Annotated in this window: 26 protein-coding genes and 1 riboswitch; of the genes, 4 read left to right on the top strand and 22 right to left on the bottom strand. The window is 72.5% G+C overall.

Annotation, left to right across the window (positions count from 1 at the left end; translation table 11 throughout):
* Window positions 1-2 precede the first annotated feature (2 nt).
* The 8 genes from ACYQ0U_RS08210 to ACYQ0U_RS08175 all read right to left on the bottom strand — a co-directional run bounded on the left by ACYQ0U_RS08210 (window position 3) and on the right by ACYQ0U_RS08175 (window position 9352).
* Window positions 3-857, bottom strand: a complete 855-nt coding sequence (locus ACYQ0U_RS08210; protein ID WP_459971476.1) for an FAD binding domain-containing protein — start codon at window positions 855-857, stop codon at window positions 3-5.
* The gene (locus ACYQ0U_RS08205; RefSeq protein WP_459971474.1) at window positions 854-3325 is read right to left on the bottom strand and encodes a xanthine dehydrogenase family protein molybdopterin-binding subunit; all 2472 of its coding nucleotides are present in this window, start codon (window positions 3323-3325) and stop codon (window positions 854-856) included. Before ACYQ0U_RS08205 ends, ACYQ0U_RS08210 begins: the two co-directional genes overlap by 4 nt.
* Window positions 3322-3792 carry a (2Fe-2S)-binding protein gene (locus ACYQ0U_RS08200; RefSeq protein ID WP_459971472.1) on the bottom strand — a complete coding sequence of 157 codons (471 nt, stop codon included), beginning with the start codon at window positions 3790-3792 and terminating at the stop codon, window positions 3322-3324. Before ACYQ0U_RS08200 ends, ACYQ0U_RS08205 begins: the two co-directional genes overlap by 4 nt.
* Before the next feature lie 89 nt (window positions 3793-3881).
* Window positions 3882-5117, bottom strand: coding sequence for a transcriptional regulator (locus tag ACYQ0U_RS08195; RefSeq protein WP_459971470.1), 1236 nt, complete (start codon window positions 5115-5117; stop codon window positions 3882-3884).
* Between the two features lie 30 nt (window positions 5118-5147).
* Window positions 5148-6170: an alpha/beta hydrolase family protein gene (locus ACYQ0U_RS08190; protein WP_459971468.1), complete on the bottom strand. Its 1023-nt coding sequence runs from the start codon at window positions 6168-6170 to the stop codon at window positions 5148-5150.
* Between the two features lie 77 nt (window positions 6171-6247).
* A complete protein-coding gene (locus ACYQ0U_RS08185; RefSeq protein ID WP_459971464.1) occupies window positions 6248-7375 on the bottom strand; it encodes an XdhC family protein in 1128 nt (375 codons plus the stop codon).
* Window positions 7368-8483: a vWA domain-containing protein gene (locus ACYQ0U_RS08180; protein ID WP_459971462.1), complete on the bottom strand. Its 1116-nt coding sequence runs from the start codon at window positions 8481-8483 to the stop codon at window positions 7368-7370. Before ACYQ0U_RS08180 ends, ACYQ0U_RS08185 begins: the two co-directional genes overlap by 8 nt.
* Window positions 8480-9352, bottom strand: a complete 873-nt coding sequence (locus ACYQ0U_RS08175; protein ID WP_459971460.1) for an AAA family ATPase — start codon at window positions 9350-9352, stop codon at window positions 8480-8482. The genes ACYQ0U_RS08180 and ACYQ0U_RS08175 overlap by 4 nt, the downstream gene beginning before the upstream one ends.
* 61 nt (window positions 9353-9413) lie before the next feature.
* Here ACYQ0U_RS08175 and ACYQ0U_RS08170 point away from each other — a divergent pair, with 61 nt between their 5' ends.
* Window positions 9414-9662, top strand: a complete 249-nt coding sequence (locus ACYQ0U_RS08170) for a DUF3253 domain-containing protein (RefSeq protein ID WP_459971458.1) — start codon at window positions 9414-9416, stop codon at window positions 9660-9662.
* On the opposite strand, the gene ACYQ0U_RS08165 is transcribed toward ACYQ0U_RS08170, so the two are convergent.
* The 14 genes from ACYQ0U_RS08165 to napA form a co-directional block, all read right to left on the bottom strand.
* Window positions 9649-10212: a nucleotidyltransferase family protein gene (locus tag ACYQ0U_RS08165; RefSeq protein WP_459971456.1), complete on the bottom strand. Its 564-nt coding sequence runs from the start codon at window positions 10210-10212 to the stop codon at window positions 9649-9651. The genes ACYQ0U_RS08170 and ACYQ0U_RS08165 overlap by 14 nt on opposite strands.
* Window positions 10209-10826: a hypothetical protein gene (locus ACYQ0U_RS08160; protein WP_459971454.1), complete on the bottom strand. Its 618-nt coding sequence runs from the start codon at window positions 10824-10826 to the stop codon at window positions 10209-10211. Before ACYQ0U_RS08160 ends, ACYQ0U_RS08165 begins: the two co-directional genes overlap by 4 nt.
* Complete coding sequence (locus tag ACYQ0U_RS08155; protein WP_459971452.1) at window positions 10823-11338, bottom strand: RNA polymerase sigma factor; 516 nt, start codon at window positions 11336-11338, stop codon at window positions 10823-10825. The genes ACYQ0U_RS08160 and ACYQ0U_RS08155 overlap by 4 nt, the downstream gene beginning before the upstream one ends.
* A 50-nt stretch (window positions 11339-11388) precedes the next feature.
* Window positions 11389-11787 carry a RidA family protein gene (locus ACYQ0U_RS08150; RefSeq protein ID WP_459971450.1) on the bottom strand — a complete coding sequence of 133 codons (399 nt, stop codon included), beginning with the start codon at window positions 11785-11787 and terminating at the stop codon, window positions 11389-11391.
* 195 nt (window positions 11788-11982) lie between these two features.
* Window positions 11983-13608 carry a chaperonin GroEL gene (gene groL / locus ACYQ0U_RS08145; RefSeq protein ID WP_459971448.1) on the bottom strand — a complete coding sequence of 542 codons (1626 nt, stop codon included), beginning with the start codon at window positions 13606-13608 and terminating at the stop codon, window positions 11983-11985.
* Between the two features lie 213 nt (window positions 13609-13821).
* The gene (locus ACYQ0U_RS08140; RefSeq protein ID WP_459971446.1) at window positions 13822-14697 is read right to left on the bottom strand and encodes an ATP-grasp domain-containing protein; all 876 of its coding nucleotides are present in this window, start codon (window positions 14695-14697) and stop codon (window positions 13822-13824) included.
* 21 nt (window positions 14698-14718) lie between these two features.
* A complete protein-coding gene (locus tag ACYQ0U_RS08135) occupies window positions 14719-15738 on the bottom strand; it encodes a LacI family DNA-binding transcriptional regulator (protein WP_459971444.1) in 1020 nt (339 codons plus the stop codon).
* A 38-nt stretch (window positions 15739-15776) separates the two neighbouring features.
* A complete protein-coding gene (locus ACYQ0U_RS08130) occupies window positions 15777-16055 on the bottom strand; it encodes a MoaD/ThiS family protein (protein ID WP_459971442.1) in 279 nt (92 codons plus the stop codon).
* Window positions 16056-16073: 18 nt separating this feature from the next.
* Window positions 16074-17354: a threonine synthase gene (gene thrC, locus ACYQ0U_RS08125; protein ID WP_459971440.1), complete on the bottom strand. Its 1281-nt coding sequence runs from the start codon at window positions 17352-17354 to the stop codon at window positions 16074-16076.
* 7 nt (window positions 17355-17361) lie between these two features.
* Window positions 17362-17479: riboswitch (SAM riboswitch) on the bottom strand.
* A gap of 154 nt (window positions 17480-17633) precedes the next feature.
* Complete coding sequence (locus tag ACYQ0U_RS08120) at window positions 17634-18518, bottom strand: S16 family serine protease (protein ID WP_459971861.1); 885 nt, start codon at window positions 18516-18518, stop codon at window positions 17634-17636.
* Complete coding sequence (locus tag ACYQ0U_RS08115) at window positions 18422-19954, bottom strand: LON peptidase substrate-binding domain-containing protein (protein ID WP_459971438.1); 1533 nt, start codon at window positions 19952-19954, stop codon at window positions 18422-18424. Before ACYQ0U_RS08115 ends, ACYQ0U_RS08120 begins: the two co-directional genes overlap by 97 nt.
* Before the next feature lie 54 nt (window positions 19955-20008).
* Window positions 20009-20848, bottom strand: coding sequence for a trehalose-phosphatase (gene otsB, locus ACYQ0U_RS08110; protein ID WP_459971436.1), 840 nt, complete (start codon window positions 20846-20848; stop codon window positions 20009-20011).
* A gap of 29 nt (window positions 20849-20877) precedes the next feature.
* Window positions 20878-21375, bottom strand: a complete 498-nt coding sequence (locus ACYQ0U_RS08105; protein ID WP_459971434.1) for a LytR C-terminal domain-containing protein — start codon at window positions 21373-21375, stop codon at window positions 20878-20880.
* A 1-nt stretch (window position 21376) separates the two neighbouring features.
* Window positions 21377-21673, bottom strand: a complete 297-nt coding sequence (gene napA / locus ACYQ0U_RS08100) for a nucleoid-associated protein NapA (protein WP_459971432.1) — start codon at window positions 21671-21673, stop codon at window positions 21377-21379.
* Window positions 21674-21799: 126 nt separating this feature from the next.
* On the opposite strand from napA, the gene ACYQ0U_RS08095 reads away from it, so the two are divergent.
* The 3 genes from ACYQ0U_RS08095 to ACYQ0U_RS08085 form a co-directional block, all read left to right on the top strand.
* On the top strand, window positions 21800-22804 hold the full coding sequence (locus ACYQ0U_RS08095; RefSeq protein ID WP_459971430.1) for a Gfo/Idh/MocA family protein: 1005 nt from the start codon (window positions 21800-21802) through the stop codon (window positions 22802-22804).
* Window positions 22805-23000: 196 nt separating this feature from the next.
* Entirely contained in the window at window positions 23001-24392 is a 1392-nt protein-coding gene (locus ACYQ0U_RS08090) for an alpha,alpha-trehalose-phosphate synthase (UDP-forming) (RefSeq protein WP_459971428.1), read from the top strand.
* A gap of 18 nt (window positions 24393-24410) precedes the next feature.
* The coding region (locus ACYQ0U_RS08085) for an alpha/beta fold hydrolase (protein ID WP_459971426.1) at window positions 24411-25650 on the top strand (1240 nt) is incomplete at its 3' end.

The raw sequence follows: 25650 nt of genomic DNA, 5'->3' as shown, positions 1-25650 counted from the left end.
GCTCAGCCTCCTGCGGCCGCGAGCACCGCGCGGCGGGTCAGCACCTGCGCGAGGTGGCGGCGGTAGTCGGCGTCGCCGTTGAGGTCCGAGGGCGGGTTGGTGCCCTCGGTGGCCCGCTCGGCCGCGGCGCGTACGCCGTCCTCGGTCGCGGGCTGCCCGACGAGGGCGTCCTCGACCGCGCGGGCGCGCAGCGGGGTGGAGCCCATGTTGGTGAGCCCGACCCGGGCCTCGGCGATCGTGCCGCCCTCGAGGCGGACGGTCGCCGCCACCGCGACGATCGGCCACTGGTGGGCGACCCGCACGAACTTCTCGTACTGCGCACCCCAGCCGGTCCGCTTGGGGATCCGGACCTCGGTCAGGATCTCGTCCTCCCCGATCGCGGTCTCGAACAGGTCGACGAAGAAGTCGTCGGCCGCGACCGTGCGGGTCCCGCCGGAGCCCTGGATCACGAACTCCGCGCCCAGCGCCAGGGCGGGCGCCCCGAGGTCACCCGCCGGGTCGGCGTGGGCGAGCGCACCACCGAACGTGCCGCGGTGGCGCACCTGCGCGTCGGCGAGGTGCTCGATCGCCTTGGCGATCAGCCCCGCGTGCTCGTTGACCAGGGGATCGGAGCCGACGACCGCGTGCGGCGTCATCGCGCCGACCACGATCACGTCGCCGTCGTCGCGGACGCCGCGCAGCGACTCGATCCGGCCGAGGTCGATGACCATCTCGGGTGCGTTGAGCCGCAGCCGGAGCACCGGCAGCAGGCTCTGCCCGCCGGCGATGATCTTGGCGTCGTCGCCGTGCTGGGCCAGCGCGGCCAGCGCCTCCTCGACCGAGGTCGGCGCCACGTAGTCGAACGCTGCGGGGATCACTGGCCCGCTCCTTCCGTGCTGGACTGTCCGGGGATCTCCTGGTTCCCGGCGGCGCCGCCCGCCTCGAAGTGCGGCATCGCCGCCCCCTCGGTCGAGCCGCCCGCACCGGAGCCCTGGATCGCCTTCCACACCCGCTCGGGCGTGCAGGGCATCTGGATGTCGTTCACCCCGAGGTGGCGGACCGCGTCGACGACCGCGTTGACGACCGCGGGCGTGGAGGCGATCGCGCCCGCCTCGCCGACCCCCTTGGTGCCGAGCGTGTTGGTCAGGCTCGGCGACGTGGTGTGGTCGATGTCGAAGCTGATCGTGTCCGCCGTGGTGGGCAGGAGGTAGTCCACGAAGGACCCGGACACCAGCGTGCCGGAGTCGTCGTACACCGCCTCCTCCCACAGCGCCTGGGCGATGCCCTGCACCAGGCCGCCGTGCACCTGGCCGCTGACGATCAGCGGGTTGATGATGTTGCCGATGTCGTCGCAGCAGGCGTACTTGCGCATCTTCAGCGCGCCGGTCTCGGTGTCCACCTCCATGGCGCAGATGTGGGTGCCGTGCGGGTAGTTGAAGTCCACCGGGTCGAAGGTCGCGTCCGAGTCCAGCGACGGCTCCACCCCGTCCGGCAGGTTGTGCGCGGCGAACGTCGCGAGCGCGACCTCGCCGATCCCCAGGCCCTGGTCGGTGCCGCGGACCGTGAACCGCCCGCCGGAGAACTCGAGGTCGTCGGCCGACGCCTCGAGCAGGTGGGCCGCGATCGGCTTGGCCTTCTCGATGACCTTGTCGGCGGCGCGCACGAGCGCCTCCCCGCCGACGACCAGCGAGCGCGACCCGTAGGTGTCCAGTCCCTTGGGCGCCACCTGGGTGTCTCCGTGCAGGACCTCGACGTCCTCGAACGCGACGCCGAGCCGGTCGGCGACGATCTGGCTGAACGCCGTCTCGTGGCCCTGACCATGCGCGGAGGCGCCGGTCACCACCTCGACCTTCCCGGTCGCCAGCATCCGCACGCTCGCGTGCTCCCAGCCGCCGGCGCCGTAGTCGAGCGAGCCGAGGATCCGGGACGGCGCGAGGCCGCACATCTCGGTGAACGTCGAGACGCCGATGCCCAGCTGGACGCGGTCACCACGCTCGCGGCGCTCACGCTGCTCGGCGCGCAGCTCGTCGTACCCGATCATCTCCTTGGCGCGCGCCGTGGCGGCCTCGTAGTTGCCGGAGTCGTACTCGAGCCCGGCGACCGTGGTGAACGGGAACTCCTCGATCCAGTTCTTCTTCCGGATCTCCAGCGGGTCGACACCGACCTCGGCGGCCAGCTCGTCCATCAGGCGCTCGATCGCGAACGTCGCCTCCGGACGGCCCGCGCCGCGGTAGGCGTCGGTCCAGGTCTTGTTGGTGAGGACCGTCTGGACGGCGAAGTGGTAGGCGGGGAACTTGTAGATGGCGTTGAACATGAACGCGCCGAGCACCGGGACGCCGCCGCCGACGAGGGAGACGTACGAACCGAGGTCGGCCAGCAGCTCGACCTTCAGGCCGGTGACCGTGCCGTCCTTCTCCGCCGACAGCGTGAGCTTCTGCCACTGGTCACGACCGTGGTGGGCCGCGAGCAGGGACTCCGACCGGGTCTCGGTGTACTTGACGGGCTTGCCGAGCCGGCGGCCGACCGCCCAGGCGATCCACTCCTCCGGCGTTACTTGGAGCTTGCCGCCGAAACCACCACCGACGTCCGGGGCGATGACACGGATCTTCGACTCCGGGACGCCGGTGGTGGCCGCCAGGGCGAACCGCAGGATGTGCGGGATCTGGGTGGCGGAGTACATGACGTACTGCTCACCCGTGGGGTCGACCACGACCGAGCGCGGCTCCATGAACGCCGGGATCAGGCGCTGCTGGCGGTACTCGCGTTCGATGACGATGCCGTCGCCGCGGGCCTTGCTGATCGCGTCCTCGACGCTGCCGCCGGTGCCGGCCTCGCCCGAGTCGAAGACCCAGCGGGCCGACTTGTTGGTGCCGAGGTCGGGGTGCGCCAGCACCGTGTCCGCCGCGGCCTCCTTCATGTCCAGGACGGCCGGCAGCTCGTCGTACTCGACGTCGACCAACTCGGCGGCGTCGCGGGCCTCGGCGGCGGACCGGGCGACCACGACCGCCACGATCTCGCCCGCGAACGTCACCCGGTCGGCCGGCATCGGCGAGTGCACCGGCGCGACCTGGTCGGGCGTGATCGGCCAGGCGTTGATGCAGACGCCGAGCTCCTCGCCGAAGTCGGCGCCGGTGAGGACGGTCACGACGTTGGGCGACGACTTCGCGGCGCTGGTATCGATGGAGGTGATGTTGGCGTGGGCGAAGGGGCTGCGCACCATCGCCAGGTGCAGCATCCCGGGCAGCTGGAGGTTGTCGGTCCACCGGGTGCGACCGGTGATGAGGCGCTGGTCCTCCTTGCGGCGGCGCTCGCGGCCGATCTCGCGCTCGAGCTCGGTGGCGGTCACGAGGTCACCCCCTGCCCTGCCGCGTGCTGCACCGCGCGGACGATGTTGTGGTAGCCCGTGCAGCGGCACAGGTTGCCCTCGAGCCCGAGCCGGATCTCCTCCTCCGACGGGTTCGGGTTCTCCTTCAGCAGGTCGACGCTCTGCATGATCATGCCCGGCGTGCAGAACCCGCACTGGAGACCGTGGCACTCGCGGAAGGCCTCCTGCACGGGGTGCAGCTGCCCGTCCTGCGCGAGTCCCTCGATCGTGGTGACCTGCGCCCCGTCGGCCTGGACCGCGAGGACGTTGCAGGACTTCACGCTGGTGCCGTTGAGGTGGACCGTGCACGCGCCGCAGTTGCTGGTGTCGCAACCGATGACCGTGCCGGTCTTGCCGAGCTTCTCCCGCAGGTACTGCACGAGCAGCATGCGAGGTTCGACGTCGTCGGAGACCTGGGCCCCGTCGACGGTGAGTGTGATCCGCGTCATGGCGCGCACGCTAGGGGCTCAGGGTTGGTGCAGGGTTGGTCGCCGTCCCAGGGGTCGCCGAGTCGGGTCAGGCGGCCTGGGTGCGGATCTCACCGTTGAGCCGCGGCGAGCCGTCCCTTCAGGAGCGGGATGGCGGGGTGCGGACCCCCGCCGAGCGCCGCCAGGCAGACCTCGACGACCTCGGTGTCGTACGGCGCCAGCTCGCTGTAGCGGACCACGGCGTCGGGCTGCGGGTCGGCGAGCAGGGCCTCGCGGACCGCGACGGCGACGTACTCGGCGAGCTCGTTGAGCGCCGGCGAGTTCGTGCCGGGCATCAGGTCCCCGCCGTAGGCCTCGACGGCCGCGCCGACCCGACCGGTGCGCAGCAGCGACAGCACGAGGTCGACGTCGGTCGCGACCGGCATCGGCAGCCGGTAGGGACGCGAGGAGAGCTGGCCGCCGAGCGCCGATCGCAGATGGGAGACCTCGGCCTTGAGCGTGGACAGCGTGACCGCCTGGTCGCCGTAGACCAGCGCGTGGAGGTGCTCGAGCGAGAGACCCTCGGGGTGCATCGCCAGCAGCGCGAGCACCTCGGTCTGGCGGCGGTTGAGCAGCAGCCGCTGCCCGTCGAGCCAGGTCTCGGCGGTGCCGAGCAGCCGCATGACCAGGCCGGGCTCGCTGCGCTCGTCGAGCACGGACGCGGTCGGGTGGTGGTGCGAGACCGGCATCGCGGACTCGATCAGCCGCGCCATCACGCGCGCGGTCGCGAGCCCGATCGGGTGGGTGCGGTTCCAGGTGGTCGAGAGGTCGATGACGCCGAGCTTGGCGCCGCTGACCGGGTCGTGCACCGGAGCGGCCCAGCAGACCCAGTTGTGCACGATCGAGGCGTAGTGCTCGGCGCTGAAGACCATCGCGGGGGCGCCGAGGCGGTTGGCGAGGTCGAGCGCGTTGGTGCCGACGGACTCGTCGTCCCAGCGCCCACCGGGCACGAAGTTCACGGTCTCGGCCCTGCGGCGCATGATCCGGCCGCCGTACGTCCAGAGGATGCGGGTCTCCGCGTCGGTCACCGCGACGACGAGGTCGCCGTCCTCGGCGGTGCGGCGGAGCTCGGCCTCGACCCGCTCGACGGCGGTCTGGAGCGGGGAGTCCCGCCAGAACGCCTCGGTGTCGGACTCGTCGTCGAGCGGCGCCTGCGCGACGTCGGTGGAGATGGCGGCCCCGGAGCGGTTCCAGCTGCTCAGGATCTCGGGGCGCACGAGCTCTTCGGCGTCGTCGCCGTACTCGACGAACGCGCTCCAGGCGCGGAAGGCGTCAGTGCGCCGGGTCTGCAGCTCACTGCGGGCCATGCCCGGGACGGTAGCACTCCGTGAGACCCGTCACACCCTGAGATGACGCCGGAGGAACTGCACGGTCAGGCGGATCGAGTCCTCCCATCGCGCGTAGAACGTGTGGTCCTCGCCGGGGTAGGTCACCAGCCGGCTGTCGACGCCCGCCGCGCGCATGAGCCGCTGGGTGCTGCGCGACCACGGCGGCGGGCAGGTGGCGTCGACCGCGCCGTGCAGGGCGAGCACCGGCTCGGTGATCCGGTCGAAGTGCGTCCGGGGTGACAGACCGCGGTAGAACGCCGGGCTCTGCTGCGGGGTGCCGAAGCGCCGGAAGAGGTCCTGGGCGCCGGCCGGACGCTCGGGGATGGTCCAGCGTCGGAGGTTGTCGAGGTAGCGCGAGCTCACGCTGGCGTAGATCACCGCGGCGTCCACGAGGCCGGGCGCCGCGACGAGCGCGTTCATCGTGACGCCGCCGCCCATCGACCGGCCGACCATCGCGGTGCGGTCCTCGTCGACGTACCGGAGCTTCTCGAGGGCGAGCACGGCGTTGATCGCGTCCTGCGCATAGGCCAGCCGCAGCTCGCGCTCGAGGTCGGTCGCGGGGTCGCCGGCGGCGTGGCCGCGGTAGTCGGTGTGCAGCACGACGAACCCGGCCCGCGCCAGCCAGTCCTGCTCGCGCGCCATGCCCTGGCCGGTGACGTAGGAGGCCGGCTCGATGTAGCCGTGGTTGAGCACGACCGCCGAGAACGGGCCCTTCCCGCGCGGCCGGAGGAGCACGCCGGAGACGAGCGTGCCGTTGCTGCGGTAGGTCACCTGCATCCGGGTGTAGGCGTCGGTGCGGACCTCCCTGCGCAGGACACGGAGGTCGCGGCCGTCGAAGTCGACCCGCATCAGGTTGGCCAGCGAGGGGGTGTCGGTGCGCGGTGGCAGGATCTCGGACTGCTCGGTGGGGGTGGGGGGCTGGGTGGGGCCCGAGGAGGGCGCCGTCGGGGTCGGGTCCGAGGAGGGCGCCGCCGCGGTCGGGCCCGGATCCGCGGCGGGATCGGTGTCGGAGGAGCAGCCGGTCACGAGCATCGAGACACCCAGAACGGTCCCGATCAGGGCCCGCCAGGGGCGGTTGGGGGTGTCTCGACGGTCTCGGCGCAGCCGAGTCACGCCAGGTCCCGGTGGATCCGTCCGTCCAGGCTGGCCAGCCGCTCGCCGGAGCCGCCCCAGCGCCCCGCGACGATCTCGGCGGCGATGCTGATCGCGGTCTCCTCCGGGGTCCGGGCGCCGAGGTCGAGCCCGATCGGGCTGGAGAGCTGCGCGATCTCCTTCTCGTCCACGCCGGCCTCGCGCAGCCGCGCGAGCCGGTCCTCGTGGGTGCGGCGCGAGCCCATCGCCCCGACGTACGCCACCTCGGGCAGCCGGAGCGCCACCTCCAGGAGGGGTACGTCGAACTTCGGGTCGTGCGTGAGCACGGTGATCACCGTGCGGCCGTCGATCCGCCCGGCCTCCGCCTCGGCGGAGAGGTACCGGTGCGGCCAGTCGACGACGACCTCGTCGGCGTGGGGGAACCGGCTGTTCGTCGCGAACACCGGCCGGGCGTCGCAGACGGTCACGTGGTAGCCGAGGAAGCTGCCGACCTTCGCGACCGCGGCCGCGAAGTCGATGGCGCCGAAGACCAGCATCCGCGGCTTCGGCGCGAACGCCCAGACGAACACCCGCATGCCCTCGCCGCGGCGCTCGCCGTCGGGGCCGTAGGTGAGCGTGGCGTTCGAGCCGTGCGCCAGCAGGCCCAGCGCGTCGTCGTGGACGGCGTCGTCGGCGCGCGCCGAGCCGAGCGAGCCGGCGGCGGGCTCGTCGGGGCGCACGATCAGGCGCCGGCCCAGCCAGGCCGGGTCGGGGTGCTCGACCACGGTCGCCAGCGCGACCGGGCGGCCGGCCTCGATGTCCGCGGCGACCTCGCCGAGCTCGGGGAAGGTCTCGCGGTTCACCTTCTCGACGTACACGTCGAGGATGCCGCCGCAGGTCAGCCCGACCGCGAAGGCGTCGTCGTCGGAGACGCCGTAGCGCTCCAGCACCGGCGTGCCGGACTGCACGACGGACTCTCCGAGGTCGTAGACCGCGCCCTCGACGCAACCGCCCGACACCGACCCCACGGCCGTGCCGTCGGGGCCGACCAGCATCGAGGCGCCGGGCGGGCGCGGGGCGGAGCGGAAGGTCGCGACCACGGTGCCGACACCGACGGTCTCGCCGGCCCGCCACCAGCTCAGCAGCTCGGGCAGCACGTCACGCACGGGAGACCACCTCCGTCAGCTCGGCGAACGTCGCGAGCGAGTGCCCGGCGACGAAATCGTCGCAGTACGGCAGCGCGACCACCACCCCCTGCTGGACCGGCTCGTAGCCGGTCTTGCCACGGTGCGGGTTGACCCACACGACCCGGTGGGCGAGGCGCTGGAGCCGCTCCATCTGCTCGCCGAGCAGCGCCGGGTCGCCGCGCTCCCAGCCGTCGCTGAACACGACCACGACCGCCCCCCGCGCCATGCCGCGCTGGCCCCAGCGGTCGAGGAAGAAGCGCAGCGTCTCCCCGAGGCGGGTGCCGCCCGACCAGTCCGGCACGGTCTCGCCGGCGGCCACGATCGCCCGCTCGGGCTCGCGCAGCCGCATGGCGCGGGTGATGTGGGTGACCCGGGTGCCGACCGTGAACGTCTCGACCGTCGGGGTGACCTGGGTGAACCGGTGCGCGAGGCGCAGCAGCGCGTCGGCGTACCCGCTCATCGAGCCGGACACGTCGACCAGCAGCACCACCCGACGTGGCCGGCGGCCACGGCGGCGCCAGGCGATGTCGGCGGGCTCCCCCATCCGGCGCAGCGAGTCGCGCAGCGTGCGGGAGGCGTCGACCTGGCCGCGATGCCAGCGCTGGTGGCGGGCGGTACGCCGCAGCGGCGGTCGCGGGCGCAGGGTGGCGAACATGCCGGCGAGCCGGTGCTTCTCGGCGTTCGACAGCGCGGCGACGTCGCGGTGCCGCAGCACCTCGGTGTCGCTCGCGCGGGCGTGGACGAGCTCCTCGTCGGCTTCGTCCGCCTCGCCGGCGCCCTCGGCGTCAGGCAGCCCGGAGTAGCTGGGCGCGACCGGCGGCTGCGCGGGCCGCGGGCGGGGCAGGCCGTCGGGGGAGCCGAAGTAGGCGTGGAAGACCTGGTCGTAGCGCTCGAGGTCGTCGGGGCCGGCGCAGAGCGTGGCCCGGCCGGCGAGGTAGGTCGCCCGCTGGTCGTCCATGCCGAGGACCGCCGTCGCCGCGAGGTAGCCCTGCGTGCGGTCGTGGGTGACGGGGACGCCGGCCGAGCGCAGCGCCCGGGTGAAGCCGAGGAGCACCTCGTCGGGCTGGCGGATGATGGCTCCGGTCATGGCCGCAGCATCTGGTCCAGGGCGTGGCGGACGCGGTCGGAGTCCTCGCGGTACTTCACGAGCGCTCCGAGCGTCGCCGACGCCGCGGCGAGGTCGAGGTCGGCGGTGCCGAGGTACTGCAGCGCACGCGCCCAGTCGAGGGTCTCCGCGACGCCGGGCGGCTTCTGGAGGTCGTCCCGGCCGCGCAGGCCCTGCACGAGCTCGACGACCTGGCGGCGCAGCTGCTCGGACACCTCGGGTGCCCGGCTGCGCAGGATCTCGACCTCGCGCTCGAGACCGGGGTGGTCGATCCAGTGGTAGAGGCAGCGCCGCTTGAGCGCGTCGTGCAGCTCACGGGTGCGGTTGGAGGTCAGCACGACGATCGGCGGGGTGCTGGCACGCACGGTGCCGAGCTCGGGGATCGACACCTGGTAGGTCGACAGCACCTCGAGCAGGAACGCCTCGAACTCGTCGTCGGCCCGGTCGACCTCGTCGACCAGCAGCACCGCGGGGCTCTGCTGGAGCGCCTGGAGCACGGGACGCGCGAGCAGGAAGCGGGCGTCGTACAGGCTCTTCTCGGCCTCCTCCACGTCGGCGCCGCCCGCGGCCTCCAGGGCGCGGAGGTGGAGGATCTGGCGGGGGAAGTCCCAGTCGTAGAGCGCCTGGGTGGCGTCGATGCCCTCGTAGCACTGGAGCCGGATCAGCGGCAGGTCGAGCGTCTCGGCGATCGCCTCCGCGAGCGCGGTCTTGCCCGTGCCGGGCTCACCCTCGAGCAGCAGGGGGCGCTGCATCCGCAGCGCCAGGAACGTCACCGTGGCGAGCGCGTCGTCGGCGAGGTAGCCGGTCCCGCCGAGGCGAGCGGCCACGGCTGCGGGGGACTCGAGGGTCATGTGTCAAGGCTACGTCCCCGCCCGTTGGTCCGGGGTTGGCCCACCGCGACAGACTGGACCAGTGAGCGCTGTCGACGCCCGCCTGGAGCAGGCGATCCGCGACCTGCTGACCCGGCGCCGGCCCGGTGCGACGATCTGCCCGTCCGACGCCGCCCGGGCCGTCGAGCCCGACGACTGGCGGCCGCTGATGGACGCCGCCCGCGCGGCCGCGCAGCGGCTCGTGGACGCCGACGAGGTCGAGGTGACCCAGGGCGGCGAGGTCGTGGACCTCGCCTCGGCGAAGGGGCCGGTGCGGATCAGGCGTCGCTGAGGGAGTCGCCGCGCCGGTCGACGTCCCGCCCGGTGGCCAGGTCGCCGCACTCGACCAGCTCGACGTCGTGCGTGGCGAGGTAGCCGCGGGCCCCGCGGTCGCCCGCGGACTCCCCTGCGACACCGGCCCAGTGGTCCCGGCCGAGCAGGACCGGGTGGCCGGGCTCCCCGCCGTACGCCGCCCGGCGGAGCGTGCCGGCGCTCGCTCCCGCGCGCAGGACCCGGGCGACGACCGCCGCGGAGACGTCGGGGAGGTCGACCAGGCTGACGAGGGCGGCGTCGGCGTCCGTGCCCGCGAGCGCCCTCAGCCCGGCCCGCAGCGACGCGGACATGCCGTCGGCCCAGTCGGCCGCGACGACCGCGGTCGCGCCGGTCCCCTCGAGCAGCGGCAGCGCCTCCTCGGCCCGGGCGCCGAGCACGACGGTCACCTGGGCGCACCCGCCCTCGGCGAGCGTGCGGACGGTGCCGACCAGCCAGCCGTCCACCAGCGCCTTCGGGCGTCCCATCCGGCGGCCCGCGCCTGCGGCGAGCACGAGGCCGTCGACGGTCACTCGAAGCCCTGGGCGTACAGCGCCGCGAGGTCCTCCGACCACGGCGCGCTGAACCCGCACACCGTGACGACGCCGTCGGTCGCGGACACCAGGTAGCGGCCGCCCTCCTCGAAGTCGACCGCGCCGACGAGCTCCTGCATCGCGGCCTCGGGCGCCTGCACCCGGACCAGGTCGGTGGGGTCGCCGGCGTACCACTTGCTGACGGCGAGGGTGACGACGCCGTCGGCGACCGTGGTGACGGTGCCGTCGACCGCGACCTCCTGCCGGGAGAGCAGCTCGGCGTTCGGGACCATGCACCTGGCGGCGTACGCCTCGGGGCCGGGCGCGGTGAGCTCGGTGACGGTCTGGTGGTCGGCGGCGGGCGGGGGCGCGGGCTGGTCCTCGCCGTGGGCGAGGACCGCGAAGAGGCCGACGCCCGCGATGATCAGCACCGCCGCGGCCGCCACCAGCCAGGTGAGCGGGCTGCGGTCGCGCGTGCCGGTCTCGCGGTTCTCGGTGGTGAGCTCGGTGCTCATGACGTCCTCCAGGAGTCGGGCCACCCGGTGGGGGTCGGCCGGCGGGAGGGAGGAGGCAGGGTCGGCGGCCCGCAGGCGGTCGTGCAGCTCGTCGGTCATGACCTTCTCCCCTCTCTCGACTCCTCATGTCCGGCAACGGCCCTACTCTTGCGCAGCCGGTCGGACAACTTCCTCTTCGCGCGGGTGAGCCGCGTGCTCGCGGCGTTCGGCGAGATGGCGAGGACGACCGCGATCTCGGCCGGCGTCAGCTGCTCCCACGCCCACAGGCGGAGCAGCTCGGAATCCTCGGGGCGCAGCGCCGCGAGGGCCTCCTCGAGCGCGGGGTCGTCGGGCGGCTCCACGTCCGGCGGCTGGGCCATGATCCGGGCCGCGACCCGCTCCTGCCGCCGCGCGGAGCGCTCGGCGTTGCGCAGGCAGTTGCGCGCCACGGCGTACACCCACGGCAGCGGCTCGTCCGGCAGCTCGGTCGCCCGGCGCCAGCAGATCAGCAGGGTCTCGGCCAGGACGTCCTCGGCGGTCTCGGGGTCGGTCCGGCGCGCGAGGAATCGGCGCACCGGCTCGATCAGGGTCGGCGCGACCCGCTCGAAGCGGTCCCGTCGGCTCTCGTCCACGCTGAACACGGTGTCACAAGTGGCCAATCGGGCCCGGTTCTATGCCGGTTCTATCCAGGGCGCACCGCGATCGCCTCGACCTCGACGAGCTGGTCGGGGTAGCCCAGCAGGGCGACGCCGAGCAGAGTGCTCGGTGCGTCGTGGTCACCGAAGGCCGCGCGCACCACCTGCCAGGCGGTCACCAGGTCGCCCCGATCCGTGCCGGCGACGTACACCGTGCTCTTGGCGACGTCGGCCAGGGTGCACCCCGCAGCCTCCAGCGCGACGACGAGGTTGTCCATCACGCGCTGCGCCTGGGCGGCGTAGTCGCCCTTCGCCACGACCTCCCCGGCGTCGTCGAGCGGACACGCCCCGGCGGTGAACACCAGGCTCCCCTGCTCGGCCAGGGCGGCGTACGCGTACGGCACGTCGTCGGACAGGGCTCCGGCTCGGATCAGCTCGACTGGCACGGGCCTGATCCTGCCTGCCCGGGGGTGGCCGTGCCGACCGGTTTTCCCGGGGGTAGTCCCTGACGGTCGAGGGGTCCATACGGCGTGTCGACCCCTCGAACGTCAGGGACTACCCCGATCGGGACGGGTCGGGACGACGAACGGCCCCCGTCCCGGAAGACGAGGGCCGCTCGCGTGAAACAGCTCGGGCTGGACTCAGAAGTCCATGCCGCCCATGCCGCCGGACGGGTCGCCCATGGGGGCGGCCTTCTCCGGCTTGTCGGCCACGACGGCCTCGGTGGTGAGGAAGAGCGCCGCGATCGAGGCGGCGTTCTGCAGCGCACTGCGGGTCACCTTGGCGGGGTCGATGATGCCGGCGGCGATCATGTCGACGTACTCGCCGGTGGCCGCGTTGAGGCCGTGACCGGCCTCCAGGTTGCGCACCTTCTCCGACACGACGCCGCCCTCGAGACCGGCGTTGATCGCGATCTGCTTCAGCGGGGCCTCGGCCGCGATGCGCACGATGTTCGCGCCGGTGGCCTCGTCACCCGTGAGGTCGATCTTGTCGAACGCCGTCGCCGACGCCTGCACCAGGGCGACGCCACCGCCGGCGACGATGCCCTCCTCGACGGCCGCCTTCGCGTTGCGAACGGCGTCCTCGATGCGGTGCTTGCGCTCCTTGAGCTCGACCTCGGTGGCCGCGCCGACCTTGATGACGGCCACGCCGCCGGCCAGCTTGGCGAGGCGCTCCTGGAGCTTCTCGCGGTCGTAGTCGGAGTCCGACTTCTCGATCTCGGCACGGATCTGGTTCACGCGGCCGGCGATCTGGTCCGCGTCGCCCGCACCCTCGACGATGGTGGTCTCGTCCTTGGTGATGACGACCTTGCGGGCCTGGCCGAGCAGCTCGATGCCGGTGGTCTCGAGCTTGAGGCCCACCTCCTCGGAGATGACCTGGCCGCCGGTCAGGATCGCGATGTCCTGCAGCATGGCCTTGCGGCGGTCACCGAAGCCCGGGGCCTTGACGGCGACGGACTTGAAGGTGCCACGGATCTTGTTCACGACCAGCGTGGACAGGGCCTCGCCGTCGACGTCCTCGGCGAGGATCAGCAGCGGCTTGCCGGACTGCATGACCTTCTCGAGCAGCGGCAGCAGGTCCTTGACGTTCGAGACCTTCTGGTTCGCGATGAGGATGTACGGGTCCTCGAGGACCGTCTCCATGCGCTCCGGGTCGGTGACGAAGTACGCCGAGATGTAGCCCTTGTCGAAGCGCATGCCCTCGGTGAGCTCGAGGTCGAGCCCGAAGGTGTTCGACTCCTCGACGGTGATGACACCTTCCTTGCCGACCTTGTCCATCGCCTCGGCGATGATCTCGCCGACGGTGGTGTCGGCGGCGGAGATCGAGGCCGTGGCCGCGATCTGCTCCTTGGTCTCGATGTCGATCGCCATGCTGGAGAGCTGCTCCGACACGGCCTCGACGGCCGCCTCGATGCCGCGCTTCAGGCCCATCGGGTTCGCGCCGGCCGCGACGTTGCGCAGGCCCTCGCGGACCATGGCCTGGGCGAGGACCGTGGCCGTCGTGGTGCCGTCACCAGCGACGTCGTCGGTCTTCTTGGCGACCTCCTTGACGAGCTCGGCACCGATCTTCTCGTACGGGTCCTCGAGCTCGATCTCCTTGGCGATGGAGACACCATCGTTGGTAATCGTGGGGGCGCCCCACTTCTTCTCGAGCACGACGTTGCGGCCCTTGGGGCCGAGGGTGACCTTGACGGCGTCGGCGAGCGTGTTCATGCCACGCTCGAGGCCGCGCCGGGCCTCCTCGTTGAAAGCAATCAGCTTGGGCATAACTCCTGCGATTCCTCACGCTTAGAGTTCGTGGAACCGGCTCGGTGGGTTGCCCGCGACGGACGGCCCTGCTGACCCGGCGAACCCTTTCTCGCCGGCGCGAAGGACCTCAACTGGCACCGATCCGGATTGTCACTCTCCCGAGGAGAGTGCCAGCGTCATGTTTAGCACTCGACCATGGCGAGTGCAAGAAGAAGGGCGATCCGCCCGCGCTCACCAGGTCTTCGGGTACGCCCGCGCGGCGACCGCCTCGGCGAACGGCAGCGCGTTGAGCGGCAGCACGTCGAGGTAGAGGCCGGGCTCGGTGAGCTCGACCTCGCTCACCACCAGGCGGTCCTGGTAGCGCATCATGTCGACCCGGCCGTAGACGATCTCCTCGCCCAGCAGGTCCACGACGGCGGCGATGGCCTGGGCCGCCAGGGTGGCCGCCTGCTCGCCGAGCTCGACCGAGCGCGAGGTGCCGCCGTACTGGTCGTGCACGCGGATGTCGTTGACGCTCGGGTGCTTGACGACCTGGCTGACCGGGCGGCCACCGATGACGAAGACGGAGATCTCGCCCTCGGTGTGGATCGACTCCAGCAGCGGCTGGACCACCCACGGGCCCTCGTGGCCCTCCTGCGGCAGCCAGACCCGGCCGTCGCTGACGACCTCGAGCCCCCGGCCACCGGCGCCCACGCGCGGCTTCACGACGGCCAGGCCGAAGTCGTCGGCGGCCGCGCGCACCTCGAAGATCGTGTCGGCCGCGACCGTGGGGACGACCGGCAGGCCGGTGTCCTGGAGCTCGATGAGGTAGCGCTTGTCGGTGTTCCAGCGGAACACCGAGGCGCCGTTGAGCAGGGTCGGCCCGACGCCGGACGCCCACCCGAGGAACTCACCCAGTCGGCCGTCGTAGTCCCAGGCCGACCGGACCGCCACGACCTCGGCCGTGCCCCAGTCGACCGCCAGGTCGTCCCAGACCACCCACCGGCTCGCCAGACCGTGCGCGGCCAGGGCCGCGTCGAGCGCGCCGTGACCCGGCTCGCCGTCGGGCCACTCGCGACTGGTCGCGAGCAGGACGAGCGGCACCTGTGCCTCGCCACGCTGCTCCATGCCCAAATGCTAAGGCGTGCTTCAGCTGCTGTCGCGCACGACCAGACGGGTGGTCAACATCCGGCCGGGATGGTCGGTGTCCGGATCGGCCATCGTCTCGAGCAGCAGGGCCACCATCTCGCGCCCCATCTCCTCCGGGGACTGGTGCACGGTGGTCAGCGGCGGATGGGCGGAACGCGCGATCGGCGCGTCCTCGAAGCCGACGACCGCGACGTCGTCCGGCACCCGGCGACCGGCCTCGCGGAGCGCCTGGAGCGCACCCACGGCCATCAGGTCGTTGGCGCAGAACACTGCGTCGAGCGCGGGCTCGCGCCCGAGCAGCGCCCGCATCGCCGACTCACCGCTCTCCTGGCCGAAGTCGCCGTGCTCGACGAGCCGCTCGTCGACGGTCCGGTCCGCGGCGGCCAGCGCGGCGGCGTACCCCTGGAGACGCGAGCTGCCGGCGACCATGTCGGAGGGGCCGGCGATGGTGGCGATGCGCTGCCGGCCACGCTCGAGGAGGTGGGCGACCGCGAGGCCGGCGCCCTGCACGTTGTCGACGTCGACGAACCCGCTCGCGACGTCGACGCCGGCGCGGCCCCCGACCACCACGGGGAGGCCGTGCGAGCGGATCCGCTCGGGCAGCTGGTCGTCGTCGTGCAGCGAGAGGAGCAGCACGCCGTCGACGTGCTGCCGCGTGAGGTAGTCGTCGAGGGCGCCGCGCCGCCGGGAGGCCTGGGCGAAGATCAGCACGAGCTGGCGGTCGACCTCGGCGAGCGCGGCGCCGATGCCGCGGATGACGCCGGCGAAGAACGGCTCGCCGAACACCCGCTCCTCGGACTCGGCGATCACCAGCGCGACCGTGTCGGTGCGCCGCTTCACCAGAGCGCGGGCGGCTGGGTTGGGTACGTAGCCGAGCTCGGCGACGGCGTCCTCGACGGCCTGCCGGGAGCGCGCGGAGACCCTCGCGCCGCCGTTGATGACGCGCGAGGCGGTGCCCCGCCCGACCCCGGCGCGAGCGGCGACCTGCTCGAGGGTCGGCCGGCTGGGCGGGGGTCTCATGGCGTCAGTATGCCGACGCGCGGCGCGAGCAGGGGGCGTCAGCAGCCGCCGGCGACCGCCGGGATGACCGAGACCTGGGTGCCGTCGGGGGTGGGCGTCGCCAGGTTGTCGAGGAACCGCACGTCGTCGTTCCCGACGTAGACGTTGACGAACCGGCGCAGCTCGCCCGACTCGTCGAGGATCCGGCCCTTGATGCCGCTGTAGTTGCCGTCGAGGTCGTCGAGGACCTCGGCCAGCGTCGCGCCCGCGGCGCTGACCTCGGACTCGCCGCCGGTGTAGGTGCGGAGGATGGTGGGGATCCGGACGGAGACGGACATCAGTTCCCTTTCGACAGGTCAGGCGAGGCCGGTGGCGGCGAAGGCGGCGTACGTCGGCGCGATGGTCGCGGCCGGTGCGACCGAGCCCGAGACCGCGTCGAGCGTCTTCAGGCCGTGGCCGGTGTTGATGATGACGGTCTCGAGGGAGGTGTCGAGCTGGCCGGTCTCGACGAGCTTCCTCAGCACCGCGACGGTCGTGCCGCCGGCGGTCTCGGTGAAGATGCCCTCGGTGCGGGCCAGCAGCACGATGCCCTCGCGGACCTGGTCGTCGGTGACGTCCTCGACGGCGCCACCGGTCTCCCGGCAGATGTCGAGCACGTAGATGCCGTCGGCGGGGTTGCCGATGGCCAGGCTCTTGGCGATGGTGTCCGGCTTGACCGGGCGGATCGCGTCCACCCCGGCCTTGTAGGCGACCGACACCGGCGAGCAGCCCTCGGCCTGCGCACCGAACACCCGGTACGGCTTGTCCTCGACCAGGCCGAGCTTGATCAGCTCCTGGAAGGCCTTGTGGACCTTGGTCAGCTGGGAGCCGCTCGCGACCGGGATCACGATCTGGTCCGGCAGCCGCCAGCCGAGCTGCTCGGCGATCTCGTAGCCGAGCGTCTTGGAGCCCTCGGCGTAGAACGGGCGGACGTTGACGTTCACGAACGCCCAGCCGTCCTCCTCGCCCGCGATCTCGGAGGCGAGCTTGTTGACGTCGTCGTAGTTGCCCTCGACGGCGACCAGCGAGTCGGTGAAGACCGCGCTGTTGACCTGCTTGGGCTGCTCGAGGTTGCTCGGGATGAACACCACGGTCTTGATGCCGGCGCGGGCGCCAGCGGCGGCGACGGCGTTCGCGAGATTGCCGGTCGACGGGCAGGCGAACACCTTGGCACCGAGCTCGCGGGCCGCGCTCAGGGCGCAGGCGACGACGCGGTCCTTGAAGGAGTTGGTGGGGTTGGTGGAGTCGTCCTTGACCCACAGGCTCGCGATGCCGAGCTCGGCGGCGAGGTTGTCGGCGCGGAGCAGGCGGGTGAAGCCCGGCTCGGTGTTGGGGCTCGACTCGATGTCGGACGGCACCGGCAGGAGCGCCTTGTAGCGCCAGATGTTGGCCGGGCCGGCCTCGATCTGCTCGCGGGTGACGGTGCCGAAGTCGTAGGCGATCTCCAGCGGGCCGAAGCACTCCGGACACGCGTAGTGCGGCCCGAGCTCGACCAGGTGGCCGCACTCGCGACACGACAGGTTGGTGGCATTGCCGAAGGCGCCCTCACGCAGGGTCGCGCCAGACGTGGTGCTGTGCTCGATGACAGGTGCGCTCACGGAGTCCTCCTCATCTTTCCGGCGCGACCTTCGCGGCGGACGGATTTGGCACCGAGCCCGCACTGGTGTGTGCGGCGGTTGCCGGGACTTCTCAGGGCCGTTCCCTCAGTCCCTCTGGATGAGCAGGTGCAACAGTACGCGGGCCGTCTCAGCATGCGCACATCGGTTCCGCATGCTGGACGGCCCGCGTCTCGAAATCCGTCGCGTCGGCGTACCCACGGACGATCCGGTCGCTCCCGAGCGCGGTCGACGACAGTTTCGTCCGTGGGTACGCCACCGTCACGCCGCCACAGTCACAGCCTCCGGCTGGGCGAGCGCTCCGCGGACGACGTCGAGGACGTCGGACACGACGCGCACCGTGACGTTCTCGAGGACGTCGGCCGGGACGTCGTCGAGGTCCGGCTCGTTGCGCTGGGGCACGAACACCTCGGTCAGGCCGGCCCGCTGCGCGGCGAGCAGCTTCTGCTTGAGCCCGCCGATCGGCAGCACCCGGCCGTTGAGCGTGACCTCACCGGTCATGCCCACCTCCGAGCGCACCGGCCGGCCGGTCGCGAGCGAGGTCAGCGCGGTCACCATCGTGATGCCGGCCGACGGCCCGTCCTTGGGTACGGCGCCCGCCGGCACGTGCAGGTGCACGGCCCGGTCGAGGACGGCCGGGTCCACGCCGAGCGCCGCCGCGTGCGAGCGGACGAAGGACAGCGCGATCTGGGCGGACTCCTTCATCACGTCGCCGAGCTGGCCGGTCACGGTCAGCCCCGCGGGCCCGGCGGACACCGACGCCTCGATGAACAGCACGTCGCCGCCGAGGCCGGTGACCGCCAGGCCGGTCGCGACACCCGGGACCGCCGTGCGCTCGGCCGACTCCGGGGTGAACCGCGGCCGCCCGATCAGGTCCTTGAGGTCCGCGACGTCCACGTCGACCCGGTCGGCACCCGTCGCGAGACGGGTCGCGGCCTTGCGCAGCACCTTGGCCAGCAGCCGCTCCATCTGGCGGACGCCGGCCTCGCGGGTGTAGTTGGCCGCCAGCTCACGCAGCGCCGCGTCGGTGACCGTCACCTCGTCGGCGGTCAGCGCGGCCCGCTCCAGCTGCCGGGGCAGCAGGAAGTCGCGGGCGATGGCGACCTTCTCGTCCTCGGGGTAGCCGTCGAGCGTGACCAGCTCCATCCGGTCCAGCAGCGCCGACGGGATCTGCTCGACGACGTTGGCGGTCGCGATGAACACGACGTCGGACAGGTCCAGGTCGAGCTCGAGGTAGTGGTCGCGGAACGTGTGGTTCTGCGCCGGGTCGAGCACCTCCAGCAGCGTGCGGCCGGGTCGCCCCGGTAGTCGGCGCCGACCTTGTCGACCTCGTCGAGCAGCACGACCGGGTTCATCGAGCCGGCCTCCTTCACGGCCCGGACGATGCGGCCGGGCAGCGCGCCGACGTACGTCCGGCGGTGACCGCGGATCTCGGCCTCGTCACGCACGCCACCGAGGGCGACGCGGACGAACTTCCGGCCGAGGGCGCGGGCGACGGACTCGCCGAGCGACGTCTTGCCGACGCCCGGAGGGCCGGCCATCAGGATCACCGCACCGGAGCCCCGGCCGCCGATCACCTGCAGGTTGCGCTCGGCGCGGCGCGCGCGGACGGCGAGGTACTCGACGATCCGCTCCTTGACCTCGTCGAGGCCGTGGTGGTCGGCGTCGAGCACGGCGCGGGCCGCGGCGATGTCGGTCGAGTCCTCGGTCGTGACGCTCCACGGCAGCTCGAGGACGGTGTCGAGCCACGTGCGGATCCACGCCGCCTCGGGGTTCTGCTCGCTGGAGCGCTCGAGCTTGTCGACCTCCTTGAGCGCGGCGGTGCGCACGTGCTCGGGCAGGTCGGCGGCCTCGACGCGGGAGCGGTAGTCCTCCGCGCCCTCGGGCTCGCCCTCGCCGAGCTCCTTGCGGATCGCGGCGAGCTGCTGGCGCAGCAGGTACTCGCGCTGCTGCTTCTCCATGCCCTCGCGCACGTCCTCGCCGATCTTGTCGGTGAGCTCGGCCTCCGCGACGTAGTCGCGGGTCCAGGCGATGAGCTTCTCCAGGCGCGACTCGACGTCGGGGTCCTCGAGTAGCTCGCGCTTGCGGTCGGTGGAGAGGTACGGCGCGTAGCCGGCCGCGTCCGCGATCGCGGACGGGTCGCTCATCTGGTGCACGGTGTCGATGACCTGCCAGGCCTCGCGGCGCTGGAGCACCGCGACGACGAGCCGCTTGTACTCCTCCGCGAGCTCGCGGGCGTGGTCGGTGACGTGGTCGCCGACAGGGTTCTCCACCGGGTCGACCTCGACCCAGAGCGCGGCGCCGGGACCGGACACGCCGCTGCCGATGCGGGCACGGTGACCGGCCTTGAGGACCGCGGCGGGGCTGCCGCCAGAGAATCGGCCCACGCGGTCGATGGTCGCCACGACGCCGTACGACGCGTAGCGGTCCTCGAGCCGCGGGGCCACCAGGACCTGGGAGTCACTGCCGGCACGGGCCGCGTCGATCGCGGCGCGCGCGGCGTCGTCGAGCTCCAGCGGCACGACCATGCCGGGGAGCACGACCAGGTCCGAGACGAAGAGAACGGGGAGCTTCAGGGACATGCCCGCTGAACGCCCGACCTCGGAGCGGTGTTCCGGAGACACCCTCCTGTTCGCTCAGGACGAACGCGCGTCCTCCGTGAGCCGCCGCAGCAGCTCCAGCACCCCCTCGGGGCCGTGCACGACCACGTCGGCCCGCTCGACCAGCGCGCTCACCTCGTCCGACGCCGAGCAGACCAGCAGCGTCGGCAGGCCGTCCTTGGCCAGCGTCGCGACGGCCTCGAAGGCCTCGACGTCACCGAGGTCGTCACCGGCGAACACGAACGCGCCGGCGCCGACCTCCTCGACGAGCGCCTCGACCGCCTTGCCCTTGTCCATGCCGGACGCCCGCACCTCGATCACCCGGCGGCCCGGCTCGAGGACGAGGTGGTTGCGGTCCGCGAGCTCGCGCAGCGCCGGCAGCAGCCGGGCGTACGCCGCGTCCGGGTCGGCCATCCGGCGGGTATGGACGGCGTGGGCGAGGCCCTTGTCCTCCACCCAGGCGTCGGCGGCGTCGGCGTCGCGGAGGGTGCGCGGCAGGTCCCGGAGGAACCGAGACAGGCCCTGCGGCGGCCGCGGCGAGATGATCCGCCGGCGGGTGGAGCTCCACCGCTCGTTGCCGTACTGCCCGAAGAGGTAGAGCTCCTTGCCGTGGTCGCCGATCGTGTTGCCGACCTCCTCGAGCCCGCCCAGGTCGAGCGCCTGGCGGGCCGGCCGGCCGGTGATCACGGCGACGGCGGCGACCACCTCGGCCAGGTCGACGAGCACGTCGGCAGCCTCGGGGTGGATGTGGGCCCGCTCGGGGTCGTCCACGATCGGCGCGAGCGTGCCGTCGAAGTCGAGCCCGACGACGGCGCGGCCGGCGGCCCGCACCAGCGCGGCGTACTTCTGCTCCCCCTCGGGCGAGGTGAACTCCATGAGGTCCACCCTGTCACCCGCGGATGAATTCAGCCCAACGGACCCGTGAGGATCAGCGTCAGCCGGTCGCGGCGCATCGGATCGACGGCGAGCGCGCTGCGCTTGATGCCGAGGTCGAGGGCCAGCTGCTTGCCGGCGGCCTTCAGCTTCGGCGGGTAGTAGACGGTGGTCGCCGGGATGGTGCCGTACCAGTTGTCGGTGCCGACGACCTGCCAGCCCATGCCGGTGACCTTCGCACCGACGCTGCCGGCCAGGCCGGTGACGCCGGAGTTGTTGTAGACCTCGACGTACACCTTGCCGCGCTTGACGGCCGGCGGCTCGGGCTTCGGCTTCTTCGTCGGGGAGTACGACGGCGAGGGCGACTCGCTCGGCTCGCTCTCCTGGCCGGAGACCGTGGTGACCTCGCGCTCGGTCGGCTCGCCGCCGCGGGTGGCGACGTAGGCGATCGCGGCCATGGCCACGGCGATCACGGTGAGCATGACCACGGGGGACGGCATCACCACGCCGCGCTGGTTGCGGACGCGCATGTCAGATCTCGAAGCCGAGACGGCGCGCCGACCGCTGGCGCTGGCGGGCGGAGCGCAACCGGCGGAGCCGGCGGACGAGCAGCGGGTCGGCCTCGAGGGCCTCCGGCCGGTCGATCAGCGCGTTGAGGACCTGGTAGTAGCGCGTCGACGACATGTCGAACTTCTCGCGGACCGCGGTCTCCTTCGCGCCGGCGTACTTCCACCACTGGCGTTCGAAGTCGAGGATCTCGCGGTCGCGCTCGCTCAGCACCGGGGTGGCGTCGGCGGCCTCGCTACCGAGAGCGTTCGCGGCGTCCATGGAGTCCTCCCCGTTCCGAGCTGGTCATGTCCGACAGTGCGGGTCAGCGTCCACTGTAGGTGACGAACCACAACGATGTCATTCGCCTCGCGGGCGCGTCGCCCGGCGCGCCCGTAGGGTCGGGCCATGACGACCCGGTGGGGCATCCTCGCGACCGGCAAGATCGCGCACACGTTCGCCCGCGACCTGGCGGTGGCACCGGGCGCGGAGCTGGTGGCCGTCGGCTCCCGGCGGCTGGCCAGCGCCGAGGCGTTCGCCGCCGAGCACGGCGGCACGCCGTACGGCTCCTACGACGAGCTGGTGGCCGACCCGGCCGTCGACGTCGTCTACATCGCGACCCCGCACGCCCTCCACCTGGCGAACGCCCGCCTCTGCTTCGAGGCCGGCAAGCACGTGCTCTGCGAGAAGCCGCTCACGCTCGACACCACCGAGGCCGAGGAGATGGTGCGGCTGGCCGGCAAGCACGACCGCTTCCTCATGGAGGCGATGTGGACCGCCTGCCAGCCCGGGATCCTGGCCCTCCGCGAGCGCCTGCGCTCCGGCGAGCTCGGCACCCCGCGGCACCTGCACGCCGAGCTCGGGTTCCGGGTGGACGCGCCCCCGGAGGACCGGATGCTCAACCCGGAGCTCGGTGCGTCGGCCCTCCTCGACATGGGCGTCTACCCGCTGACCTTCGCCCACCTGATGCTCGGGGAGGCGCGCGACCTCCGGGCGACCGCCGAGCTCTCCACGAGCGGCATCGACCTGGACGTCGCGATCGTCGGCCGCTACCCGGGCGGGGCGCTCGCCACCATGACCGCGTCGATGACGTCCTGGTCGAGCCGCAGCGCCGCGATCGCGACCGACCTGGGCCGGATCGACGTCGACGACTTCCACCACCCGTCGCGGATCACGTTCACCCCCTACGCGACGGCCGACACCAACGACACGGTGGTCCGGGCGGAGCCCGCGCCGATCGACTACGAGCCGGTCCTCGGCCGCGGCTACGCCCACGAGATCGTCGAGGTGGGCCGCTGCCTCGAGGCCGGGCTGCGGGAGAGCCCGCTGGTGCCGCAGGCCCAGACGCTGGCGATCCTGCGCCAGATGGACGACGTCCGCGGGCAGGTCGGCGTCGGCTTCCCGAAGTCCTGAGCGAGCGGGCACCGGGCCGCCGTACCCCGCGGGGCGTGTCCGGCGCTCCCAGCGGGCACCGGGTGCTCATGGTGATCTTCTCTGCCCTGCCGGCCTCTCCCGCCGGCCATGCTGGGAACGACGCCGCCCGACGGGTTGGGGCGCGTTGACTAGGGTGACCTTCGTGGGTGCAGCTGGCTCGGCAGACCTTGTCATCGTGGCGAACCGACTGCCCGTGGACCGTGTCGACGGGGCCTGGCGTCGTTCTCCGGGCGGCCTCGTCTCCGCGCTGGAGCCCGTCATGCGGTCCAACGACGGCACCTGGATCGGGTGGCCCGGCGGGACCGAGCAGGGCCTCGAGCCGTTCGAGTCCGATGGCATGAACCTGGTGCCGATGTCGCTGACCGCCCAGGAGATCGCGGAGTTCTACGAGGGCTTCTCGAACGCGACCCTGTGGCCGCTCTACCACGACGTCGTCGCGAAGCCGGAGTTCCACCGCGAGTGGTGGGACACCTACGTGGCGGTCAACCGGCGCTTCGCCGAGCGCGCTGCGGAGGTGGCCGCCGAGAACGCGACCGTCTGGGTCCACGACTACCAGCTCCAGCTGGTCCCGGCGATGCTGCGCGACCTACGGCCGGACCTGCGGATCGGCTTCTACCTGCACATCCCGTTCCCTCCGAACGAGCTGTTCTCCCAGCTGCCGTGGCGCCGCCAGCTCCTCGAGGGACTCCTCGGCGCCGACCTGGTCGGCTTCCAGCTCAGCGGCGCAGCGCAGAACTTCATCCGGCTCGTCCGGCAGCGCGTCGGTCACAAGACGCACCGCGACCTGGTCTACCTGCCCGAGGGTCGCACGGTCCGCGCCGCCGCCTTCCCGATCTCCATCGACGTCGAGGGCTACCAGGAGCTCGCCCGCTCGCCCGAGATCGCCCAGCGCGCGAAGGAGATCCGCGAGGCCGTCGGCAACCCACGCAAGATCTTCCTCGGCGTCGACCGCCTCGACTACACCAAGGGCATCTACGCCCGGCTCCGCGCGTTCGGCGAGCTCATCGCCGACGGGCAGCTCGACGTCGAGGACGCGGTGTTCATCCAGGTCGCGACGCCCTCGCGCGAGCAGGTCGAGCAGTACCGCATCCTCCGCGACGACATCGAGCGCCTGGTCGGCCGGCTCAACGGCGACCTCGGCAAGATCGGCCGGCCAGCGGTGCACTACCTGCACTCGTCGTACCCGCGCGAGGAGATGGCGGCGTTCTTCCGCGCCGCCGACGTCATGGTCGTGACGCCCTTGCGCGACGGCATGAACCTGGTCGCCAAGGAGTACGTCGCCTGCCGCTTCGACGACGACGGGGCGCTCGTGCTCTCGGAGTTCGCCGGCGCGGCCGACGAGCTGCGGCAGGCCTGGCTGATCAACCCCTACGACATCAACGGCATGAAGTCGGCACTGCTCGAGGCCAGCCGGGCCGAGCCCAAGGAGATCACCCGCCGGATGAAGGCGATGCGCAAGACCGTCACGCAGCACGACGTCGCGGCCTGGGCGCAGAGCTTCCTCACCGAGCTCGCGGCCGTCGTCCCCGACCACGGCAAGACGGTCCGACCCGCCCGGAAGTCGTAGGGAACGTACAGTTCCGGCATGGACCTGGTGCCCAAGCCGGACCAGCTCGTCGCCGCGGCGGGCAACGTCGCCCACGCCGTCCTCTACGGCGGGGTCGCCGACCTGCGCCCGATGCCCCGCACGCTGATCGACGAGGACACCCTTCGCGCCGTCTACCACTACCGGCCGGCGATCAACGTCCGCTCGCAGGGCGACCCGATCCTGCTGGTGACGCCGCTCGCCGCCCCCGCGCTCTGCTTCGACCTGCGCCGCGGCTGCTCGGTGGTGCAGCACTTCGTCGAGGGCGGGCGCCCGACGTACCTCGTCGAGTACGGCAACGTCTCCTTCAAGGACCGCAACCTCGGGCTCGAGCACTGGGTCGAGGAGGTCGTGCCCGCCGCGGTCCGCGCCGTCTCCGCGCACGCCGGCGGGCGGCCCGTGCACGTCGTCGGCTGGAGCCTCGGCGGCATCTTCGCGATGCTCGCCGCCGCCCACGAGCAGGACCTCCCGATCGCGTCGCTGTCGATCATCGGCTCCCCCGTCGACGTCACCAAGGTGCCGCTGGTGGCGCCCCTGCGGCCGCTGCTCGACCTCACCCGGGGACACGGGCTCGTCACACGGGCCTACCGCGCCGCCGGCGGCGCACCGACGCCGCTGGTGCGCTGGGCCTTCCAGCTCTCGTCGTTCCAGAAGCTCGTCACCAAGCCGATCGCGATCGCCACCCACCTCGACGACACCGACTTCCTCGCACAGGTCGAGGCCGTCGACCGGTTCACCGCGCGGATGACCGCCTACCCCGGCCGCAGCTTCGGCCAGCTCTACCACCGCTTCGCCAAGGGCAACGCGCTCGCGTCCGGCACCGTCCAGGTCGGCGAGGACCCGGTCTCCCTGTCGTCGATCACGGCCCCCGTGCTGGTGTTCGCCGGCGCCACCGACGGCATCGCCCCCGTCGCCGCGGTCAAGGCCGTGGTCCCGCTGCTGACCGGCTCGCGCGAGGTCCGGTTCGAGATCGTGCCCGGCGGGCACCTCGGCATGCTCACCGGACGCGCCGCCCGCGGCACGACGTGGCGGGTGCTCGACGAGTGGATCGAGCAGCGGTCGGGCGCGGACCCCCGGGTGGCGAAGAAGGCCCCGGCGCGGAGGAAGGCGCCGGCGGCTGCGAAGAGGGCCACCCCGGCCGCCAAGAAGGCAGCGGCCACGAAGAAGGCCGCGGCCTCCCCGGCGACCATCGGCTCGAACCCCTCCCGGCGCTACGGCTCCGGCGGCTCCCGCGCGCTGT

The sequence above is a fragment of the Nocardioides pyridinolyticus genome, assembly GCF_054653575.1.
This window is presented reverse-complemented; position numbering and strand designations above follow the sequence as displayed.

Bases quoted from the DNA above. Each gene is read 5' to 3' on its own strand.
- napA (WP_459971432.1), bottom strand. From the start codon at position 21,673: ATGGACGCCGCGAACGCTCTCGGTAGCGAGGCCGCCGACGCCACCCCG.
- ACYQ0U_RS08200 (WP_459971472.1), bottom strand. From the start codon at position 3,792: ATGACGCGGATCACACTCACCGTCGACGGGGCCCAGGTCTCCGACGAC.
- ACYQ0U_RS08160 (WP_459971454.1), bottom strand. From the start codon at position 10,826: ATGACCGACGAGCTGCACGACCGCCTGCGGGCCGCCGACCCTGCCTCC.
- ACYQ0U_RS08095 (WP_459971430.1), top strand. From the start codon at position 21,800: ATGACGACCCGGTGGGGCATCCTCGCGACCGGCAAGATCGCGCACACG.
- ACYQ0U_RS08195 (WP_459971470.1), bottom strand. From the start codon at position 5,117: ATGGCCCGCAGTGAGCTGCAGACCCGGCGCACTGACGCCTTCCGCGCC.
- ACYQ0U_RS08130 (WP_459971442.1), bottom strand. From the start codon at position 16,055: ATGTCCGTCTCCGTCCGGATCCCCACCATCCTCCGCACCTACACCGGC.
- ACYQ0U_RS08135 (WP_459971444.1), bottom strand. From the start codon at position 15,738: ATGAGACCCCCGCCCAGCCGGCCGACCCTCGAGCAGGTCGCCGCTCGC.
- ACYQ0U_RS08140 (WP_459971446.1), bottom strand. From the start codon at position 14,697: ATGGAGCAGCGTGGCGAGGCACAGGTGCCGCTCGTCCTGCTCGCGACC.
- groL (WP_459971448.1), bottom strand. From the start codon at position 13,608: ATGCCCAAGCTGATTGCTTTCAACGAGGAGGCCCGGCGCGGCCTCGAG.
- ACYQ0U_RS08175 (WP_459971460.1), bottom strand. From the start codon at position 9,352: ATGACCCTCGAGTCCCCCGCAGCCGTGGCCGCTCGCCTCGGCGGGACC.
- ACYQ0U_RS08120 (WP_459971861.1), bottom strand. From the start codon at position 18,518: ATGGAGCTGGTCACGCTCGACGGCTACCCCGAGGACGAGAAGGTCGCC.
- ACYQ0U_RS08190 (WP_459971468.1), bottom strand. From the start codon at position 6,170: ATGCTCGTGACCGGCTGCTCCTCCGACACCGATCCCGCCGCGGATCCG.
- ACYQ0U_RS08105 (WP_459971434.1), bottom strand. From the start codon at position 21,375: ATGCGCGTCCGCAACCAGCGCGGCGTGGTGATGCCGTCCCCCGTGGTC.
- ACYQ0U_RS08115 (WP_459971438.1), bottom strand. From the start codon at position 19,954: ATGTCCCTGAAGCTCCCCGTTCTCTTCGTCTCGGACCTGGTCGTGCTC.
- otsB (WP_459971436.1), bottom strand. From the start codon at position 20,848: ATGGAGTTCACCTCGCCCGAGGGGGAGCAGAAGTACGCCGCGCTGGTG.
- ACYQ0U_RS08180 (WP_459971462.1), bottom strand. From the start codon at position 8,483: ATGACCGGAGCCATCATCCGCCAGCCCGACGAGGTGCTCCTCGGCTTC.